We start from the raw sequence: 18339 nt of genomic DNA on the forward strand, positions 1-18339 counted from the left end.
AGCCCAGAACCGAGGCTCTCAACAACCTTGCACGAGCTTGCAGGCCTACATGAAGTTCTGTTGGGCGGCTTGGACAAGGCGCTTCGCCGGCGCACCTACAACGGACATGGCGGCCAGGTCAGTGAAGCCTTTGATGTACAAGCCGACCTCGCTCGGCTGAGTCACGTTCACCGTGGCAGTCAGCAACTCGACCTGAACGAGGTTGTCGTCGAAGACGTTGAACGCCTCCAGCGCCCAGAGCCGGTGTGGTGCGGCCACGGGGATGATTTCTACGGAGGTCGACGGCAGCTTGGCCACAGCCAGGAGATGCTCAAGCTGAGCACGCATCACCGATGGGTCACCGATCTGATGCCTCAGTACTTGCTCTTCGAGCAGGAACTTGAAGCGGTATCCGGCTCGGCGAAGGAGGTCGTTGCGCGCCATTCGTGCGGCCACTGCCGCTTCCAGATCATCGGGAGCGTTATGGAAGTTGCCGAACATCTTCAACAACACCCACGCGTATTCGGGCGTCTGCAAGAACCCAGGTATGAGCTGCGAACAGTACACTCGGTGCAGACGCGTGCTCTCGTAGAGGGGAACCTTCGACTCCTGGAGCTGCCTGAGCCCGGTCCGATGAAGTCGCTTCCACTCCACGTACATGGACTCTGCCGTTCTCGACAATGAGAGCAGATCGTCCACCTGGTCTGTGGCGCCGCAAACCTGACACCACCTCCGGAGGTCTTCATCGGAGGGCAGGGTCTTGGCGTGCAGCAACCGAGATGACTTCGACTCATGCCAGCCCGCCGCGTCGGCCAGCGAGCGCCCGGTGTGGCCCGCGTCTCGCATGATTTCGCGAAGGCGTTCGGCGATGGCCAGGCGGACCTGTCGGGCGGACGAGTATGGCGAGCTGGGCATGGTCCCTATTGTGCTTATTCGGGCCGATACTCGGAATGGTCGGTTGATCGTTGCCAGACGGCCTCGAATGCTCTCAGGCATAGCTTGATCTGGGCAGGGTCGCTCGTCAGCTCCTCGCCGACGTACTGTCCGTCGCCGCCGAAGAGGGTGAAGCGCACAAGGTGTTCATCGAACACCCAAAAGTCGTTGCCCGGCAACATGAGATCCGATGCTCGGCTCCTTGGGAGCCACCGGACCTCTTCTCCGGCCGCGATATTGAGCGGCGATGTCAGTTCGTACTCGTACCGGATGAACGCGGTGACCGGCTCGGAAACGATCCTTGCTCGGCGCATGACCACACCGCGGGCCACCGTTCTGGCCACCTCGTCTCGCCACTCGTGCCAGTGGGTATCCACATCGATGATCCCGGTCTGCTGCCACTCGACGTAACAGGGATCGTCGGGGGTGCAGGTGTCCCCGGTCTCCAAGGGATCGGTGACTTCCCCAGCCTTGCAGCACGATGGAGCCGTCGGTTTCGTCCTTCCAGACCATCGGGCAGTTGTTGCCACCGCTGGTGTCATCATTGGTGAGCACAAAGTGAGCGCCGGGCCGGCCCCAGTCGTGATCAACCAGGGACAACAAAAGCCCCAGACTCTCGGCGTGTGCCGTGACCTGGGGCTGGAACTCCTGTTGGCGACATTGGCGATGGAGTGTGGTGGACGATACTGGGATTGAACCAGTGACCTCTTCCGTGTCAGGGAAGCGCTCTCCCGCTGAGCTAATCGTCCGTATTGAGTTAGAACTCAGAGCGGAAGACGGGATTCGAACCCGCGACCCTCACCTTGGCAAGGTGATGCTCTACCACTGAGCCACTTCCGCGTGATGACGCTTCTTTACTTTACCGGATCCCGGAGGGTCCGCCGGTCATCGAGGTGGAGACGGGATTTGAACCCGTGTAGACGGCTTTGCAGGCCGCTGCCTCGCCTCTCGGCCACTCCACCAGGAGTCTTGCTCCGAGCGGAAGACGGGATTCGAACCCGCGACCCTCACCTTGGCAAGGTGATGCTCTACCACTGAGCCACTTCCGCGTGAAACTCCGGCGGCGTGCGCCGGGCCACGGGAAAACCATATCGTCTCCGCGGAGTGCCCGTGCGCACCGTCGGGGCCGTGGCCGGGAATTCAGCTGAGCAGGCGGACGTCGCCGGTCATGACGAACATCACCCGATGGCCGAGCTGGATCTGGTAATACCGCGTCTTGCCGGTGGTGGTGACGTGCTTGGACGCGCGGAAGGCGTTCGCGGCGTAGTACGAGCCGGTGATCGTGTCGCCCACCGTGTACGTCTGGCCCGGCTCGATCGTGTACTTGAGCGGTGTCAGGGCCTGGTAGGCCGCGCTCTTGTAGGCCGACTTCTCCGGGTACGCCCGCCCGTACACCTTCACCCGCCCCGACACCGGCGTCACCATGGGCCCCTTGGCGGGAATGGCGGTCGGGGCGGAGGCCGGGTTGTGGAACCACGCCTTCTGGCCCAGGTACCAGATGGCCGTCCAGTCGCCCTGCCGGGCCGCGACGGCGAAGCGCTGGCCGGTGGAGGCGCGGGCGCTGTGATCGTACACGCTGTACGTACTCGGCTTGCCCGGGTGCTTGCCCAGGTCGGTGACGAGGGGAGCGGTGTGGCTGGGCGACTTGTGCAGCCAGACGGTGGCGGCGCCGTGGGCGGGGCAGGCCTGCTCGGGCTTCGTGGTGACGCAGCTGGTGAAGCGGGGGCGGTTGGTGGTGTACGACGGCCGGATGATGACCGAGTCACCGTCCTTGTCGCTGTCCTTCGCGGCCTTGAAGGGCTTGCCCATGAGGGCGAAGTAGTGGGCCCAGTCCCAGTAGGGGCCGGGGTCCTCGTGCATGCCGGCCACCGTCTGCGGGGTCGTGCCCGGTACGTTGTCGTGGCCGAGGATATGAGCCCGGTTGAGCGGGATGTGGTACTTGGCGGCCAGATGTTTGACCAGCCTGGCCGACGAGCGGTACATCGCCTCGGTGTACCAGGCGCCGGCCTTGGCCAGGTAGCCCTCGTGCTCGATGCCGATCGAGCGGGTGTTGACGTCCCAGTTGCCCGCGTGCCAGGCGATGTCGTTCGTCTTCACGTGCTGGGCGACATGTCCGTCACGGGAGCGGATCGTGTAGTGCCAGCTCACGTACTTGGGGTTGCGGATCATGGAGGGGATGCCCCCGTAGGAGCCCTCGGTGTCGTGGATGATGATGTAGTCGACCGAGCGGGTGCGGGCCAGGCGGTCGTGGTTGCCGTAGTCGCGGTCCTTCTTCTTGCCGAAGCGTTTGTACGCGGCGGGCATCCATTCGCAGGTGAGCGTAGACGGGCATTCGGCCTGGCCTGGCTTCTGCTGCTTCGGCAGGCCGGACAGGTCGGGCTCCGCCTCGCCGTCCCAGCCCAGATGCGGATCCAGGTCGAAGTTCAACGGGTCATCATCACCCAATGGCTCATCGTCCAGCGGCTCGTTGTCCGATGGTTCGTCGTCAGCGAACTCTTCGTCCGTTGAAGCGCGCGAGGTGCCGGCGGTGGCGTCTGACGTGTCGGTGGCGTGCTGCTCGGCGGTGGCGGGTGGGGCGTTCAGAGGGTCGGGTACGGCCGGGGCGGCGGCGGTTCCGGCTCGTTCGCTCGCCGCCGACTTCCCGCCCGGTGACAGGTTCACGGGGTCGAGTCGCACCAGATGTCCGTCATCGGTACGCCGCCGCACCCCTTCCCGCATCACCGCGAACACCTCGTCCGCGAACGCCTCCGCCGCCACCGGATCGTCCGTGCCCGCGTACCTGGCCACGGCTCCGTACCAGTCGGCCGGGTCGGAACTGGGCCGGTCCTGGTAGGAGGCGAGGAGTGCGGCGCCGGCGCGGATGTTGGCCGCCGGGTCGGTCCGCAGCCGGGCGGGCTCCACGCCGGCCAGGCGGCCGGCCTCGGGAAGAGTGGTGACAGGTGCGGCGGCGGAGTCCTGGGTCGTGCGTAGTGCGGCGTGCGGTGGGGGCGCGCCAAGTTCGGCGTGCGTACGGGACATCGGTCTCGCGTCGTCTCCCCGGGGGTCCCCGAGGGCGTCCCCGATCACGTGGCCGTGCCCGAGCGCGTCGGCGGGGAAGGCGTCGATCAGGTGCATCGGCCCGTAACCGCCCGCTGTGCTGGGCCGCCCGCCGTTCGCGTCCCACCGCGACTCCAGGTAGGCCACCCCGAGCAGCACGCTCTCCGGCACCCCGAACTCCCGCGCGGCGGCGGCGAAATCGGCCTGCCGTCCTGAGGTCGTTGTCCCGGAGGTCGTCGCCCCTGAAGTCGTTCCGGCGGCTGCGGTCCCGAAGGCCGCCATCCCGGTGAGCGGATGCCGTCCAGGTACGGCGGGCGGGAGGGCGGCGGGTGTGGTGAGGGTGCCTGCGGCCAGGGCGGCGGCCAGCCAGAGGTGCATGAACATCTCCCCAGGAATGTCACGGAACAACTACTCACCGTAACCATGCCCCGGAAAGGGATGTGTCAGACGGGTCGGATGATACGCATGAGATCTGCCAGATCCGCTGCGAACTCGGCATCCCAGTCATCGACCGCCAGACGCCCCGCCAGCCGCCGGTGCGCGGGCAGATCGGCCCCCCGCCGCGTCCGCGACTCGTCCGAGGCGCTGGAGAAGCGCCCGTTCACCTCGGAGATCGCGAACCCCAGCACGAACGTGCTCACCAGTCGCTCGATCCTGGGTACGTCCGCCTCCGGCACCCCCGCGTCGAGCAGCGCCTGATAGATCAGATCCACCACGCGCACCCCGTCGGGCGTCACCGAGGCCCGGAAGAGCAGCAGCGGGAAGACCGCGGGATGCTCCCGGGCCAGCCGCCGGGTCGCCTGCGCGATCTCCGACAGCCGCTCCTGCCACGTGCCCGCCGCCTCGGACGGGGTCAGTCCGGTGAGCAGCCGCCCCACCAGGGCGTCGAGCAGCTCGTCCTTGTTGCGGAAATAGCCGTAGAGAGCCATGGGCGTCACCCCGACCCGCTCCGCCACGGCCCGCATGGACAGGGCGTCGAGCCCGCGTTCGTCGGCGATGGCGAGCGCCGCGTCGAGGATCTCCGGCTGCCGCGAGGTCTTGAGCTTCCGCACGGCATCAGTCTACAGTGTAGAGCAGTCTACGACGTAGACTGAGGGAGGCGGGTCGTCATGCTGACAGCCGAAGGACTGGTCAAGCGTTACGGCGGGGTCGTCGCGCTCGACGGCTTCGACCTGCGGGTCGAGCCGGGGGAGATCGCGGGCCTGGTCGGGCACAACGGGGCGGGGAAGACGACGTTCTTCGAGATCGCCGCCGGTCTCACCGCGCCGGACGCGGGGCGGGTGCGGGTCGGGGGCGACGTGGGGATGGCCCCGCAGCACCTCGCGCTCTACCCGAGCATCACCGTACGCGAGACGCTGCGGCTCTTCGGCGGCCTGGCCGGGCTGCGCGGCCGGGCCCTGGCCGCGGCCGTCGAGGGCACGGCGGAGGAGCTGGCCCTCACCGAGGTGCTCGACCGGCGGGTCGGCCTGCTCTCCGGCGGCCAGCAGCGCCGCACGCAGGCCGCCACCGCGCTCCTGCCGGAGCCGGAGGTGCTGCTCCTCGACGAGCCCACCGCGGGCGCCGACCCCGAAACACGCGCCGCGCTGCTCGCCGCCGTACGCCGCCGGGCGCAGGGCGGGGCCGCCGTCGTCTACTGCACCCACTACCTGCCGGAGCTGACCGAGCTGGCGGCCACGGTCGCGGTGGCAGGGAACGGGCGGGTGATCGCCAGGGGTGCCGCCGCCGACCTGCTGCGGGACCTGCCGGGTGAGGTCAGGGTGACGGTGGAGGGCGCGGCGGAGATCGCCGTGGCGACCACCGATCCGACGGCCACTCTGGTCGAGTTGCTGCGCGGCCTCGACCGGCCCGTGCTCGGCATCGACATCCGCCGGCCGTCCCTCGACGACCTCTACCGGGAGCTGTCACATGTCACATGAAGCCCCGAGCCGCCCCCGCGCCTCACTGCGGCGGATCATCGTGCTGGCCGGGCACAACGTGTTGCTGCGACGGCGCGATCCCGCCCACTTCGTCAGCTACCTCGTCATGCCGATGGTGCTCATGCTCATCTTCAAGGGCATGCTCGGCGAGGCCACCCAGGCGGTGACCGGCCTGCTGGTGATGTTCTCGGTGTTGTCGATGGCCGACGTCGCCACCGCCACTCTCACCGAACGCACCTGGCACACCTGGGACCGCCTGCGTGCCACCCGCGCCAGGGTCCCCGAGATCATGATCGGCAAGGCGCTGCCGGTCTTCGGCGTGCTGGTCGTCCAGCAGACCGTGCTGCTGGCGTACGGGGTGCTCGTGGTCGGCCTGCGCCCGGCGGGACCGCTCTGGCCGCTCGCGCTGGCCGTGGCCGCGTGGTGTTTCGCGTTGCTGTGCGTCGGCACGGCCGTCGCCGCTGTCGTACGCAGCCAGGGCGGGCTCAGCACCCTGTGCAACATCGTCGCCCTGTCGGTCAGCGCGCTGGGCGGGGCGCTGGTCCCGTACGCGCTGATGCCCGCCTGGGCGCAGGCCGTCGCGCCGCTCTCGCCCGGCTACTGGGCCACGACCATGCTGCAGGCCGCCGTCAGGGGTGACGTGGCGGGCACGGCCGGTCCCGCGGCGGTGCTGGCCGGGCTCGGCGTGGCCGCCGGCGCGTTCGCCTGCCGGCGCTTCGGCCAGGGCTGGGGCCGTTCCGCGACCCTCTGACGTGAGGCTGGGGTCGTTCCGGAGCCCTCTGACGTTAAATCCTGCCCGATTTCGGGCAGGATGTTGGCGTGTCTCACTCCAGAGCCGTAGTGTCCTCGTCTGTGTCCACGACACGGCATCCGTACGAAGATCTCATCACCCACCTCACGAGGACGAGCCCGCTCGGTCCGGGCGAGGCGGCCCGCGTGGTCGCCGACGTGCTGTCGTACTTCTCCGAGCCGGCCGAGGAGTTCGTCCGCCGCCGGCACGGGGAGCTGAAGGCCAGGGGATTCACCAACGACGAGATCTTCCCCAGGATCGCCGGCGAGTTAGACGCCCGCCGGGTCGCGGCGCCGGAGCTGTCGCTACGGCAGCTTCGCAGGATCGTTTACGGATAGAGGAGACCTCGATGTGCGGAATCGTGGCCTACGTCGGCCCCAAGGACGCCGCGCCCATCCTGCTGGAGGGGCTGCAGCGGCTCGAATACCGGGGCTACGACTCGGCGGGGGTCGTCGTGTCCAACAAGGGCCTCAAGGTGCGCAAGGTCAAGGGCCGGGTGGCCGATCTGGCCAAGGTCGTGCCGGCCAGGTTCAAGGGCGGCCTCGGCATCGGGCACACCCGCTGGGCCACGCACGGCGTGCCGAGTGACGTCAACGCCCACCCGCACCTGTCCGCGGACGAGCGCATCGCGGTCGTGCACAACGGCATCATCGAGAACGCCGGCGAGCTGCGCGCCAAGCTGGAGGCCGACGGCGTGGTGTTCGCCTCCGAGACCGACACCGAGGTGCTCGCGCACCTGATCGCGCACGCCGCCGACGAGAACGAGTCGCTGGAGGAGGCCGTACGGAAGACGCTCAAGAGCGTCGTCGGCACCTACGGCATCGCCGTGATCGACTCCGAGCGGCCCGGCGAGGTGGTGGTGGCCCGCAACGGCAGCCCGATCGTGCTCGGCATCGGCGAGAAGGAGATGTTCGCCGCCTCCGACGTGGCCGCGCTGGTCCGCTACACCCGTCAGGTCGTCCACCTGGAGGACGGCGAGCTGGCCGTGCTCAAGGCCGACGGCTTCCACACCTTCGCCAGCGACGCCCGCGAGACGGCCAAGGAGCCGCTGACCGTCGACTGGGACGCCGGCCACTACGACACCGGCGGCTACGAGCACTACCTGCTCAAGGAGATCTCCGAGCAGCCCGAGACGATCACCCGCACCATGAGCGGGCGGCTCGACGAGCGTTTCCACGTCGCCCACCTCGGCGGCCTCAACATGGACGCCCGCGAGACGCGGGGCTTCCGCCAGGTGAAGATCATCGGCTGCGGGTCGGCGTACTACTCGGGGCAGATCGGGGCGCAGCTCATCGAGGAGCTGGCCCGCATCCCGGCCGACGCCGAGCCGGCCAGCGAGTTCCGCTACCGCAACCCGGTCGTCGACCCCGACACGCTCTACGTCGCGATCAGCCAGTCGGGGGAGACGTACGACACGCTCGCCGCCGTCCAGGAGCTCAAGCGCAAGGGCGGCCGGGTGATCGGCATCGTCAACGCCGTGGGCAGCGCCATCGCCCGCGAGGTCGACGGCGGCATCTACCTGCACGCGGGCCCCGAGGTGTCGGTCGCCTCGACCAAGGCGTTCACCTCGACCTCGGTGGCGTTCGCGCTGCTGGCGTTGCACCTCGGCCGGGTGCGCGACCTGTCGCCCGCCGACGGGCGGCGCATCGTGGACGGGCTGCGCCGGCTGCCCGGCCAGATCGAGCAGATCCTCGCCCAGAGCGAGGAGATCGCGGAGCTGGCCAAGAAGTACGCCCAGCACCCGAGCATGATGTTCGTCGGCCGCGTGCGCGGCTACCCGGTGGCCCGCGAGGGCGCGCAGAAGCTCAAGGAGATCTCGTACGTGCACGCCGAGGCCTATCCGGCCAGCGAGCTCAAGCACGGCCCGCTCGCCCTGATCGGCCCCGACATGCCGACGGTCGCGATCGTGCCCGACGACGAGCTGCTCGACAAGAACCTCACCACGCTCGGCGAGATCCGCGCCCGCGGCGGCCGGGTGCTCATGGTCGGCCACCGCGCGCCCGACGCCAAACTGGCCGACGACGTCATCGTCATCCCGAAGAACGAGATCGAGCTCGATCCCATCCTGCTGACGATCCCGCTGCAGCTCCTCGCCTATTACGCCGCCGTGGCGCTCGGCCGCGATGTGGACAAGCCTCGCAATCTCGCCAAGAGCGTTACGGTCGAGTAAGAGGCTAATTCGGGCCAAACTATCGTTATCTCGCTGCGGACGGCATAAATTCAAACTGTGCGGCAGTTCGACCAACACCGGCCCCATCCCGCACGCATGTACGACTACATGCTCGGCGGGAAGGACAACTACGCGGTCGACCGCCAGGCCATCGATCACCTGGCGGAGCTGATCCCGGAGGCGGTCCCGCTGGCCCGGGCGAACCGGGCCTTCCTCCAGCGTGCCGTGCGTTATGTGGCCCGCGCCGGGGTCACCCAGTTCATCGACCTCGGCAGCGGGCTGCCGACCCAGGGCAGCGCGCACGAGGTGGCCCCCGAAGCCAAAGTCGTCTACGTCGACCGCGATCCCGTCGTCGCCGCCCACGCCACGGTCCTGCTCCGGCGCTCGCCGGGCAGGGCCTGTTTCGTCCAGGCCGACCTGCTCGATCCCGAGGAGGTGCTGGCGAAGGCGGGTGAGTTCCTCGACCTCGACCGGCCGGTGGCCGTGCTGATGGTGTCGATCCTGCACTTCCTGCCGGACGAGCGGGACCCGCAGCGGGCGGTGGCCGTCCTGCGCGAACGGATGGCGCCGGGCAGCCATCTGGTGATCTCGCACGCGACGACGCTCGGCCGCATCGAGGACGAGGAGCGGGCCAGAAGCGTCCAGCGGGGATCGTCCTCGCGCAACGGGGCCGACCGCACACCGGCGCAGATCCGGGCCTTCTTCGGCGATTTCCCGCTGGAGCCGCCGGGGCTCGTGCAGGCCACCGACTGGCGTCCCGACCGGCCCAAGCTGGTGGGTGACTGGTCGCTGCCGTCGTCCCTCATGGCGGGAGTCGGAAAGAAAGTCAGATAAGCCTAAAAATCATGAAAAAGCGGCAAAAATAGTGATTTTGTGTGTTGACCGGGACCCCGGTGTATAGCCACTTGTAATGGGTTAATAACCTAGAGTAATGGGGGATTTGGGCAGCACGATCATGCGCCGCCGGGGCTTCATCGCCTGGGGCCTCGGCCTGGCGGCCTGCGCCGCCGGGTGCGGTGTCGAGCGCGCGGGTGAGCGCCTGGCCGCACCGCGTACCGGATTCTCGATCAACTCCGACCGGCGGCGCTGGGCCCGCGTCGGTCAGGCGTTCGCCGGAGCCGCCCGAGCGGCCGGGTTCGAGGCCGGCACCGGCCTGGGCGCCGGCTCGATGATCACCGTGACCGGCCTGCCCGCGCTCACCGCGGCCGAGTTGAACAACGGCCAGAGCCTGCTCGACACCGGCACCCCGCTGGCCAGGCTGAGCGGCGAGGCCGAGGTGGTGGTCGTGCCCGACGGCTCGCCGCTGCGCGACTTCGACGACTTCTGCGCCCGGCTGCTCGCCGGCCCCGGCCGGACCCTGCTGACCGGCGGGCCGCAGGGCGAGCCCGACCACCTGCTCTTCGGCCTGATCGCCAAGGCGCTCGGCGCCGACACCAGGCAGGTCGACTACACCGGCTATCCCAGCAGCGGCGAGGCCGTCGCCGCGCTGATGGCGGGCCGGGCCACCGCCGCCGCCGGCCCCCTGTCCAACTGGCGCACCGGCATCGGCCGCGGCCGGGTCAGGGCGCTCGCGGTGTCCTCGGCCCGGCGCGTGCCCGACCTCGACGCGCCGACGCTGCTCGAATGCGGCGTACGGGTGGACTTCGCCGACTGGGTGGCCGCGTTCGGGCCCGAGGACATGCCCGCGGAGCGGCGCGAGGCGGCCGTGCGCATGTGTGACGAGGTGCTGGGGTCGAGGGCGTGGGAGGCCGCCTGCCGGACGGCGGGCTGGCTGACGATCCCGCTGGCGGGCGACGACTTCGCGCTCTGGCTCGGCACGGAGATCGCCCGCACCCGGGCGACGCTGCGCGATCTCGGTCTGATCGACGCCACCAAAGCCACAACATGCTGGGGTAGTTGCGGGAACGGCCACTAGATGTAGGATCCTGGTCGTCGCTGGTTCGCCTCACCCGAGGCGGAGCAAAAGGGAACCCGGTGCGATTCCGGGGCTGCCCCGCAGCGGTGAGCGGGAACGACCGCCGTCATACGCACTGGAGAGATCCGGGAAGCGACGGCCAGTAGGAGCCATCGAGCACGCCCGCAAGCCCGAAGACCTGCCAGCGGTGTGAAGTGTTCAGGGCCTCGAGGGCGGGCCGGAGCGCGCCGCGGCGGGGGAGACCCCTGGCCGTCGTGCTCTCGCGTGCCCTCACGGGGATGAGCTCGCGAGGAGAGAGAGCACGTGACTCAGATCGTTGAGGTTGACCGCCGCCTGGCCATCGAGGAGGCCGCCGCCAGGGTGATCGCCGACCCGGCCAACTCCCGGGTAGCCGCCCGGCTGCTGGCCGAGGAGATCGCCGACGAGGCGGCCGGTCAGGGGGTGCGCACGTTCTCCGAGTCCGTCGCCGCCACCCACGCGGCCGGGCTTGTCCAGGACGGGCTGGCCGAGTTCGTCGCCGCGCACGCCGCCGAGCTCGACGCGCTAGTGCCGGACGACGCGGACGACCGCTTCGAGTACTTCGGGCTGCGCACGGTCTACGACCGTTACCTGCTGCGCCACCCCGAGAGCCGGGCGGTGCTGGAGCGGCCCCAGCACTTCCTGCTCCGCGTGGCCTGCGGGCTGTCGGAGAGCGTCGCCGAGGCGGCCGAGCTGTACGGGCTGATGTCCACGCTGTCGTACCTGCCCAGCTCGCCCACCCTGTTCAACTCCGGCGCGCGCCGCCCGCAGCTTTCGTCCTGCTTCCTGCTCGACTCGCCGCGCGACGAGCTCGAAGCCATCTACGACAGGTACGGGCAGGTGGCCAGGCTGTCCAAGTACGCGGGCGGCATCGGCATCTCGTGGACCCGGGTGCGCTCGCGCGGCTCCCTCATCAGGGGCACGAACGGCCACTCCAACGGCATCGTCCCCTGGCTGCGCACGCTCGACTCCTCGGTGGCGGCGGTCAACCAGGGCGGGCGGCGCAAGGGCGCGGCCTGCGTCTACCTGGAGACCTGGCACGCCGACATCGAGGAGTTCCTCGAACTGCGCGACAACACCGGCGAGGACGCCCGCCGCACCCACAACCTCAACCTGGCCAACTGGGTGCCCGACGAGTTCATGCGGCGGGTCGAGGCCGACGAGATGTGGTCGCTGTTCGACCCGAAGGAGGTGCCCGAGCTCACCGACCTGTACGGGGCGGAGTTCGAGGCGAAATATCGCGCCTATGAGGCCGCCGGGCGATATGTCAGGCAAATTTCGGCGCGTACCCTCTACGGCCGCATGATGCGGACCCTCGCCCAGACCGGCAACGGCTGGATGACGTTCAAGGACGCCGCCAACCGCACCTCCAACCAGACTGCCCGCCCCGAGAACGTCATCCACCTGTCCAACCTGTGCACCGAGATCCTGGAGGTCACCAGCGACGCCGAGACGGCCGTCTGCAACCTCGGCTCGGTCAACCTGGCAGCCCACCTGGCCGGCGGCGGCGTGGATGGCGACATGGACTGGGAGCGGTTGCGCGGCACCGTAAGGACCGCCGTGCGCTTCCTCGACCGCACCATCGACCTCGGCTTCTACCCGACGCCTGAGGCCGGGGCGGCCAACCGGCGGTGGCGGCCGATCGGGCTCGGCGTGATGGGGCTGGCCGACGTGTTCTTCACGCTGCGGCTGCCGTTCGACTCGCCGCGGGCGCTGGAGCTGTCCACCAGGATCGCCGAGGAGATCGCGCTGGCCGCGTACGACACCTCGGCCGACCTCGCGGCAGAACGCGGCCGGCACCCGTCGTACGCCGACACGCGCGCCGCCGCCGGTGTGCTGCACCCCGACCACTACGCGGCGGCCGGCTCGGCGCGCTGGGAGGCGCTGCGCGAGAAGATCGCGCGCACCGGCCTGCGGAACTCGCTCATGATCGCCATCGCCCCCACCGCCACGATCGCCTCCATCGCCGGCTGCTACGAGTGCATCGAGCCGCAGGTCTCCAACGTGTTCAAGCGCGAGACCCTGTCGGGTGAGTTCCTCCAGGTCAACCGGTATCTGGTGGCCGATCTCCAGGCGCGCGGGCTGTGGACGCAGCAGCTCCGCGACGACCTCAAGCGGGCCGACGGCTCGGTGCAGACCGTGCCCGGCATCCCCGAGGACCTCAAGGTGCTCTACCGCACCGCCTGGGAGCTGCCGCAGAAGGCGCTGATCGACCTGGCCGCCGCGCGCCAGCCGTACATCGACCAGTCGCAGTCGCTCAACCTGTTCATGGCCAGCCCCACCATCGGCAAGCTCTCCTCGATGTACGCCTACGCCTGGAAGAGCGGCCTGAAGACCACGTACTACCTGCGCTCTCGCCCCGCCACCCGCATCGCCCAGACCACGGTGACGGCCCAGCCCACCCGCTCCTCCGCGCTCGCGGCGGCCGAGGCGGTCGCGTGCTCGCTGGAGAACCCGGAAACCTGCGAAGCCTGCCAGTAAGGAGCCCCTCTCATGCTGCTCGACCCCGGCATGGACCTCACCCTGCGTCCCATGCGCTACCCCGACTTCTACGAGCGCTTCCGCGCGGCCATCCGCAACACCTGGACCGTCGAGGAGGTCGACCTGCACAACGACCTCGCCGACCTGGCCAAGATGACGCCGCAGGAACGCCACCTGATCAACCGGCTGGTCGCCTTCTTCGCCACCGGCGACTCGATCGTGGCCAACAACCTCGTGCTCAACCTCTACCAGCACGTCAACGCCCCCGAAGCGCGCCTCTACCTGAGCAGGCAGCTCTACGAGGAGGCCGTGCACGTGCAGTTCTACCTGACCCTGCTCGACACCTATCTGCCCGACCCGGACGAGCGGGTCAAGGCGTTCGCCGCCATCGAGCACATTCCCTCGATCCGCGACAAGGCCGAGTTCTGCTTCCGGTGGATCGACTCCATCGACGGCCTGCGCCGCTTGGAGAGCGCCGCGGAACGCCGCCAGTTCCTGCTGAACCTCATCTGCTTCGCCGCCTGCATCGAGGGCCTGTTCTTCTACGGCGCGTTCGCCTACGTCTACTGGTTCCGCTCCCGTGGCCTGCTCGGAGGTCTGGCCACGGGGACGAACTGGGTCTTCCGCGACGAGTCCATGCACATGGAGTTCGCGTTCAGCGTCGTGGACACCGTGCGCGCCGAGGAGCCTTCGCTGTTCGACGACGAGCTGGGCAAGCAGGTCACGCTCATGCTGGAGGAGGCCGTCGCCGCCGAACTCGCCTTCGCGGCGGACCTCTGCGGCGACGGCATGCCCGGCATGGGTGTCGAGCAGATGCGCCAGTACCTCGAATACGTCGCCGACCAGCGGCTGACCCGGCTGGGCCTGCCCCGGCGCTACGACTCGGCCAACCCCTTCGCGTTCATGGAGTTGCAGGACGTGCAGGAGCTGGCCAACTTCTTCGAACGGCGTGTCTCTGCTTACCAAGTGGCGGTTGAGGGCAATGTGAGCTTTGACGAGACGTTCTAAGACATAGGGGGCATGAACGTGCAGTCTCCGGCGGACTGGCCGATCCTCCTCATCGCGGTGATCGGATCGATCCTCCTGGTGGAGGTGCTCCGGCGGCTGCTGAACCGCGCAGGGCGCAAATGGGCCCTGGCCCGCCACCTCGTGGAGCACTGCACGTGGCCCGCCTTCCTGATGGCCGCCGCGGTGGCCGCCAACGCGGTGTTCGGGCAGGGGATGTTCGGCGACGCCCCGGCCGAGCGGGCCCTGGCCGGCACGGTGGAGCGGGTGCTCGGCCTGGTCACGATCGCGGCGGTCACCTGGCTGATCGTGCAGGCCACGTACGCGCTGACCGACGTCGTCCTCGACCGGCTGGTGCTGGTCGAAGGCGAGCGCAACCGGCGGGCGCGGCGGATCATGACCCAGATCGCGCTGGTCCGCCGCATCGCCGCCGCGGTCATCATCGTGGTCGCGGTCGGCGCGATGCTCTTCTCCTTCCCGCAGGTCCGCGCGCTCGGCGCCGGCCTGCTCGCCTCCGCCGGCATCGCGGGCGCCGTCGTCGGCATCGCCGCCCAGCCGACCATCGGCAACGTGCTGGCCGGCCTGCAACTCGCCTTCAGCGACGCGCTCCGCCTCGACGACGTCGTGGTGGTCGAGAAGGAGTGGGGGCGGATCGAGGAGCTCACGCTCACGTACGTGGTGCTGCGTCTCTGGGACGAACGGCGGCTCGTGCTGCCGGTGTCGTACTTCACCCAGAACCCGTTCGAGAACTGGACCCGCCACGGCAGCCGCGTCCTGGCCGTGGTCTACCTGCGGGTGGACTGGGCCGTCCCCGTCCCGAAACTCCGCGACGCCCTGTACGAGTTCCTCCAGGGAAACCCGCTGTGGGACCAGAAGGACTGGACGCTCCAGGTCACCGACGTGCTGCCGAACGGGCTCGTGGAGTTGCGCGCCCTGATGAGCGCCGCCGACTCGCCGTCCTCATGGGACCTCAAATGCGATGTACGCGAATTCTTGGTCAACTTCGTCCGGGAGAATTACCCGGACGCCCTGCCCCGATTCCGCGTCGACTTCCCCGAGACCCAGGTGAGCGCGGGCTGGCACCGGGAGCAGAAGGACAATAAATAGGTGGCATGCCGCCCGATCATCCGTTTACCGTGGACAACGTCCGCCGGCGAGAAAGAAGGGAGAGCCCGAAGTGACCGACCTGAACGTCCTGATCAGCTACCGGCCGCTCGCGCCCTCCCCAGGTGCGCCGAGGCTTTCCGGATAACCCTCCGACGGGTTCACCGGAAAGCCGTCTCGGACGAAAGTCCGGGGCGGCTGATTGTTTTTCATTCCGAGTGTGGGGCAGTTTGGTCAGCCCGCCTGTCTTGGGAGCAGGAGAATCGCAGGTTCGAATCCTGCCGCTCGGACGACGGCCCTGAAAGGAAAGGGCCGCGGGCTACGGCCTGGCCGACGGGAATGGCGCCCCTCGGCCGGACCAGGCCCTCGCCCCGGGCCGGCCCACGCCAGCCAAGCCCGGGGTCCAGCCGCTCTGGCCCAACTGGCAGAGGCGCCGTCTTCAGGAGGCGGAGGTTCAGGGTTCGAATCCCTGGAGCGGCACCGAGAAGACCCTGAACTTTTGCGTGCCCCCTGCGAGGGGCCCAGAAGAAGGGGACACGTCGACATGCCCTCTGAACAAGGCTTTCCTGCCGTTGCAGAGCGCAGCCGGAGCCGACAGGCGAAGATCGAGGCCGTGCGGCGGCTTCCACGACATCAGGCGAAGTCGGGATCGTCGGGTGGTGGGGATGACGTTGGCGGATGCTTCGGTCGAGCAAGGGACGTTGACGAAGCTCAGCGCGACTCTGGCGAGTCACCGGCGGCAATGGCCGCTATGCGGCCTGGGGGAGCGGAGTCGTCGGATCGGTGGATTCGGTGGACGACCACGGCGGCGGTTCTCGTGCTGGCCGGGATTGCTGCGGTGGTGTCGTTCCGGCATATGCGTGGGCTGGCCGTTGCCCATGGCGAGGACGAGCTGGCTGCTGCGCTCATTCCGTCGGCGGTGGATGGCACGATCGTGGCGGCGTCGATGGTGCTGTTGCGAGCCAGCCGGCAAGGCGATCGGGGTGGCGTTCTGCCGTGGGTGTTGTTGATTGTCAGCAGTCTGGCGAGCGTCGGGGCCAACGTGGCGGTCGCCGAGCCGACGGTCATCGCTCGGTTGATCGCCGGCTGGCCGAGCTTGGCGCTGATCGGCGCGTACGAGATGCTCATGTGTCAGATCCGCCAATCTCCCAAGAGGTCGACGCACTTCCATGGCCAGACAGCGTGCGATCAGGACGAAGATGCGCCGTTGGAGCGCTTATGCGCTCGGCGCTTGGGCCCTCCGCGTGGCCCTGCGCGTTGGAACTGGCGTCCTGTGGCTGAGGCAAGCACCAGCACATTCCAGTTCCCCGCGCTCGGCCGGTGCATGGGACCGGGAATGTGACCAGCGGATATCGCTTGACGTGGGTGGTGGAGGTGGGCGTCGATACCGACCGCCCCGGCCAACCGGCGGCCGTGAACGTGCCGATGCGGTCGTCAACGGCCTGTGAGGACGACGACAGCCGCTACCCGGCCGGGGCAGGTCCGGGACTCCGTGCAGACCAGAGCGCTCAGCGGGAACGGTCATAGCGCCCGTCATGACCGTTGCCAGAGCGGATGTGACCTCTAACCGGACGATTTCTGCTCGTCCACGCGCCTGGGCCGGCGCCCAGTGGCCAAGGTGACGGCGTACAGCTTCCCGTGCCGAGCGAGGTAAAGGCAAAAGCCGTCTACCTGTACCGACCTCTGCGCGCCAAGAAGTATGCCGAGCCCGATTTTGGGGATGCGTGGCGAACAGGGAGCTCCGGCCTCGCCGACCTTGACACATCTTGATACGGTCCCTAAAGGTGCGCCGGGAAGTCTGGTCGGCAGGTCCTTGTCCCGTTGCCCGAAGGATGTGCCCCGATGCGCGCTCGTGACCTGCTAGCCGACTTTCCCGTGGTCGGGCTCGACTCTCCGGTGATCGACGCGGCCAGGATGCTGGCCGACCAGGACCTGCCCGGCATCATCGTGGTCGGCGACGACGGCGCGCCGTTCACCATCCTGCCCGGCACCGAGGTGCTGCGCCTGGCCGTGCCCACCTACTGCCAGGACGACCCGGCGCTGGCGCGGGTGGTGGACGAGGCTCACGCCGACCGCTTCCTGGACGGCCTCGCCGGCCGGACCGTGCGCGAGGCCCTGCCGCGGCAGCGGCGCGAGCTGCCGGTCACCGACCCTGACGCTACGGTGCTGGAGCTGGCCGCGCTGATGGCCCGCACCCGCAGCCCGCTGGTCGCCATCCTCGGCGACGGCCGCCGGTTGATAGGGGCGGTGACGCTGCAGGCGCTGCTGGATCGGATGCTCGCGGCATGAGCGTGCTGTCCTGGGTCAGCGTGGCGGTCTTCCTGGCCGCCTACACGTTGATCGCCACCGAAAAGGTCCACCGGGTCGCCGCAGCCCTGGGCGGCGCGGGGATCATGCTGGCCATTCACGCCACCGGCGCCGAGGCGGCGTTCTTCTCCGAGCACTCCGGCATCGACTGGAACGTCATCTTCCTGCTGCTCGGTATGATGATCATCGTCGGCGTGCTGAAACAGACCGGCGTTTTCGAATATCTGGCCATCTGGGCGGCCAAGCGTGCCCGCGGGCGGCCGTTCCGGCTGATGGTGCTGCTGGTGCTGATCACCGCCGTGGCGTCGGCGCTGCTGGACAATGTGACGACGGTGCTGCTGATCGCGCCGGTGACGTTCCTGGTGTGTGAGCGGCTGGCCGTCTCGGCGGTGCCGTTCCTGATCGCCGAGGCGATGGCGTCCAACATCGGCGGCACCGCCACGCTGGTCGGTGACCCGCCGAACATCATCATCGCCAGCCGCGGCGGCCTGAGCTTCAACGACTTCCTCATCCACATGGCGCCGATGGTGATCGTGCTGATGGCGGTGTTCGTCGGCCTGTGCCGGCTGATGTTCGGCCGCTCGTTCCGCTACGACCCGGAACGCGCCGCATCGATCATGGCGCTGGATGAGCGGGAGGCGATCGCGGACCGGCGGCTGCTGTGGCAGAGCCTGGCGGTGCTGGC

At 68.8% G+C, this 18339-nt stretch carries 16 protein-coding genes, 6 tRNA genes and 1 riboswitch; of the genes, 14 read left to right on the forward strand and 8 right to left on the reverse strand.

All coding sequences use genetic code 11. From position 1 onward, the window contains the following. Positions 1-45 precede the first annotated feature (45 nt). The 8 genes from AB0C27_RS18420 to AB0C27_RS18455 form a co-directional block, all read right to left on the reverse strand. Positions 46-894 carry a helix-turn-helix transcriptional regulator gene (locus tag AB0C27_RS18420; protein WP_357845198.1) on the reverse strand — a complete coding sequence of 283 codons (849 nt, stop codon included), beginning with the start codon at positions 892-894 and terminating at the stop codon, positions 46-48. A gap of 14 nt (positions 895-908) precedes the next feature. Next, positions 909-1361, reverse strand: coding sequence for a DUF6879 family protein (locus AB0C27_RS18425; protein ID WP_357845201.1), 453 nt, complete (start codon positions 1359-1361; stop codon positions 909-911). 225 nt (positions 1362-1586) lie between these two features. Beyond that, positions 1587-1661, reverse strand: a tRNA-Val gene (locus AB0C27_RS18430). Between the two features lie 19 nt (positions 1662-1680). After that, positions 1681-1752: transfer RNA gene (locus AB0C27_RS18435), tRNA-Gly, on the reverse strand. Between the two features lie 51 nt (positions 1753-1803). Beyond that, positions 1804-1874, reverse strand: a tRNA-Cys gene (locus tag AB0C27_RS18440). Between the two features lie 15 nt (positions 1875-1889). Continuing rightward, positions 1890-1961: transfer RNA gene (locus tag AB0C27_RS18445), tRNA-Gly, on the reverse strand. A 91-nt stretch (positions 1962-2052) separates the two neighbouring features. Beyond that, the gene (locus AB0C27_RS18450; RefSeq protein ID WP_357845204.1) at positions 2053-4326 is read right to left on the reverse strand and encodes an N-acetylmuramoyl-L-alanine amidase; all 2274 of its coding nucleotides are present in this window, start codon (positions 4324-4326) and stop codon (positions 2053-2055) included. A 65-nt stretch (positions 4327-4391) separates the two neighbouring features. Next, on the reverse strand, positions 4392-5000 hold the full coding sequence (locus tag AB0C27_RS18455) for a TetR/AcrR family transcriptional regulator (protein WP_357845207.1): 609 nt from the start codon (positions 4998-5000) through the stop codon (positions 4392-4394). 57 nt (positions 5001-5057) lie between these two features. Between AB0C27_RS18455 and AB0C27_RS18460 the strand changes: the two genes are divergently transcribed. The 14 genes from AB0C27_RS18460 to AB0C27_RS18525 form a co-directional block, all read left to right on the forward strand. Beyond that, positions 5058-5864 carry an ABC transporter ATP-binding protein gene (locus tag AB0C27_RS18460; RefSeq protein WP_357845210.1) on the forward strand — a complete coding sequence of 269 codons (807 nt, stop codon included), beginning with the start codon at positions 5058-5060 and terminating at the stop codon, positions 5862-5864. After that, entirely contained in the window at positions 5854-6615 is a 762-nt protein-coding gene (locus tag AB0C27_RS18465) for an ABC transporter permease (RefSeq protein WP_357845213.1), read from the forward strand. The genes AB0C27_RS18460 and AB0C27_RS18465 overlap by 11 nt, the downstream gene beginning before the upstream one ends. Before the next feature lie 101 nt (positions 6616-6716). Beyond that, positions 6717-6992, forward strand: coding sequence for a hypothetical protein (locus tag AB0C27_RS18470; RefSeq protein WP_357845216.1), 276 nt, complete (start codon positions 6717-6719; stop codon positions 6990-6992). A gap of 11 nt (positions 6993-7003) precedes the next feature. Then, positions 7004-8824: a glutamine--fructose-6-phosphate transaminase (isomerizing) gene (gene glmS, locus AB0C27_RS18475; protein WP_357845220.1), complete on the forward strand. Its 1821-nt coding sequence runs from the start codon at positions 7004-7006 to the stop codon at positions 8822-8824. Between the two features lie 57 nt (positions 8825-8881). Beyond that, positions 8882-9658: an SAM-dependent methyltransferase gene (locus AB0C27_RS18480; RefSeq protein WP_357845223.1), complete on the forward strand. Its 777-nt coding sequence runs from the start codon at positions 8882-8884 to the stop codon at positions 9656-9658. Positions 9659-9755: 97 nt separating this feature from the next. Beyond that, a complete protein-coding gene (locus AB0C27_RS18485; protein WP_357845225.1) occupies positions 9756-10739 on the forward strand; it encodes a tripartite tricarboxylate transporter substrate-binding protein in 984 nt (327 codons plus the stop codon). Positions 10740-10743: 4 nt separating this feature from the next. Next, a riboswitch (cobalamin riboswitch) is annotated at positions 10744-10940 on the forward strand. Between the two features lie 102 nt (positions 10941-11042). Then, positions 11043-13238, forward strand: a complete 2196-nt coding sequence (locus AB0C27_RS18490; RefSeq protein ID WP_357845228.1) for a ribonucleoside-diphosphate reductase subunit alpha — start codon at positions 11043-11045, stop codon at positions 13236-13238. A gap of 12 nt (positions 13239-13250) precedes the next feature. Continuing rightward, the gene (locus tag AB0C27_RS18495) at positions 13251-14246 is read left to right on the forward strand and encodes a ribonucleotide-diphosphate reductase subunit beta (protein WP_357845231.1); all 996 of its coding nucleotides are present in this window, start codon (positions 13251-13253) and stop codon (positions 14244-14246) included. A gap of 12 nt (positions 14247-14258) precedes the next feature. After that, the gene (locus AB0C27_RS18500; protein ID WP_357845234.1) at positions 14259-15350 is read left to right on the forward strand and encodes a mechanosensitive ion channel domain-containing protein; all 1092 of its coding nucleotides are present in this window, start codon (positions 14259-14261) and stop codon (positions 15348-15350) included. 211 nt (positions 15351-15561) lie between these two features. Next, positions 15562-15637, forward strand: a tRNA-Pro gene (locus AB0C27_RS18505). Positions 15638-15753: 116 nt separating this feature from the next. After that, a tRNA-Leu gene (locus AB0C27_RS18510) sits at positions 15754-15827 on the forward strand. Between the two features lie 271 nt (positions 15828-16098). Next, the gene (locus tag AB0C27_RS18515) at positions 16099-16689 is read left to right on the forward strand and encodes a DUF2637 domain-containing protein (protein WP_357845313.1); all 591 of its coding nucleotides are present in this window, start codon (positions 16099-16101) and stop codon (positions 16687-16689) included. 500 nt (positions 16690-17189) lie between these two features. Continuing rightward, positions 17190-17636: a CBS domain-containing protein gene (locus AB0C27_RS18520; protein ID WP_357845237.1), complete on the forward strand. Its 447-nt coding sequence runs from the start codon at positions 17190-17192 to the stop codon at positions 17634-17636. Then, the coding region (locus AB0C27_RS18525) for an SLC13 family permease (RefSeq protein ID WP_357845240.1) at positions 17633-18339 on the forward strand (707 nt) is incomplete at its 3' end. The genes AB0C27_RS18520 and AB0C27_RS18525, both read left to right, overlap by 4 nt.

This window comes from Nonomuraea sp. NPDC048882 (genome assembly GCF_040649755.1).
Lineage (GTDB): Bacteria > Actinomycetota > Actinomycetes > Streptosporangiales > Streptosporangiaceae > Nonomuraea > Nonomuraea maheshkhaliensis.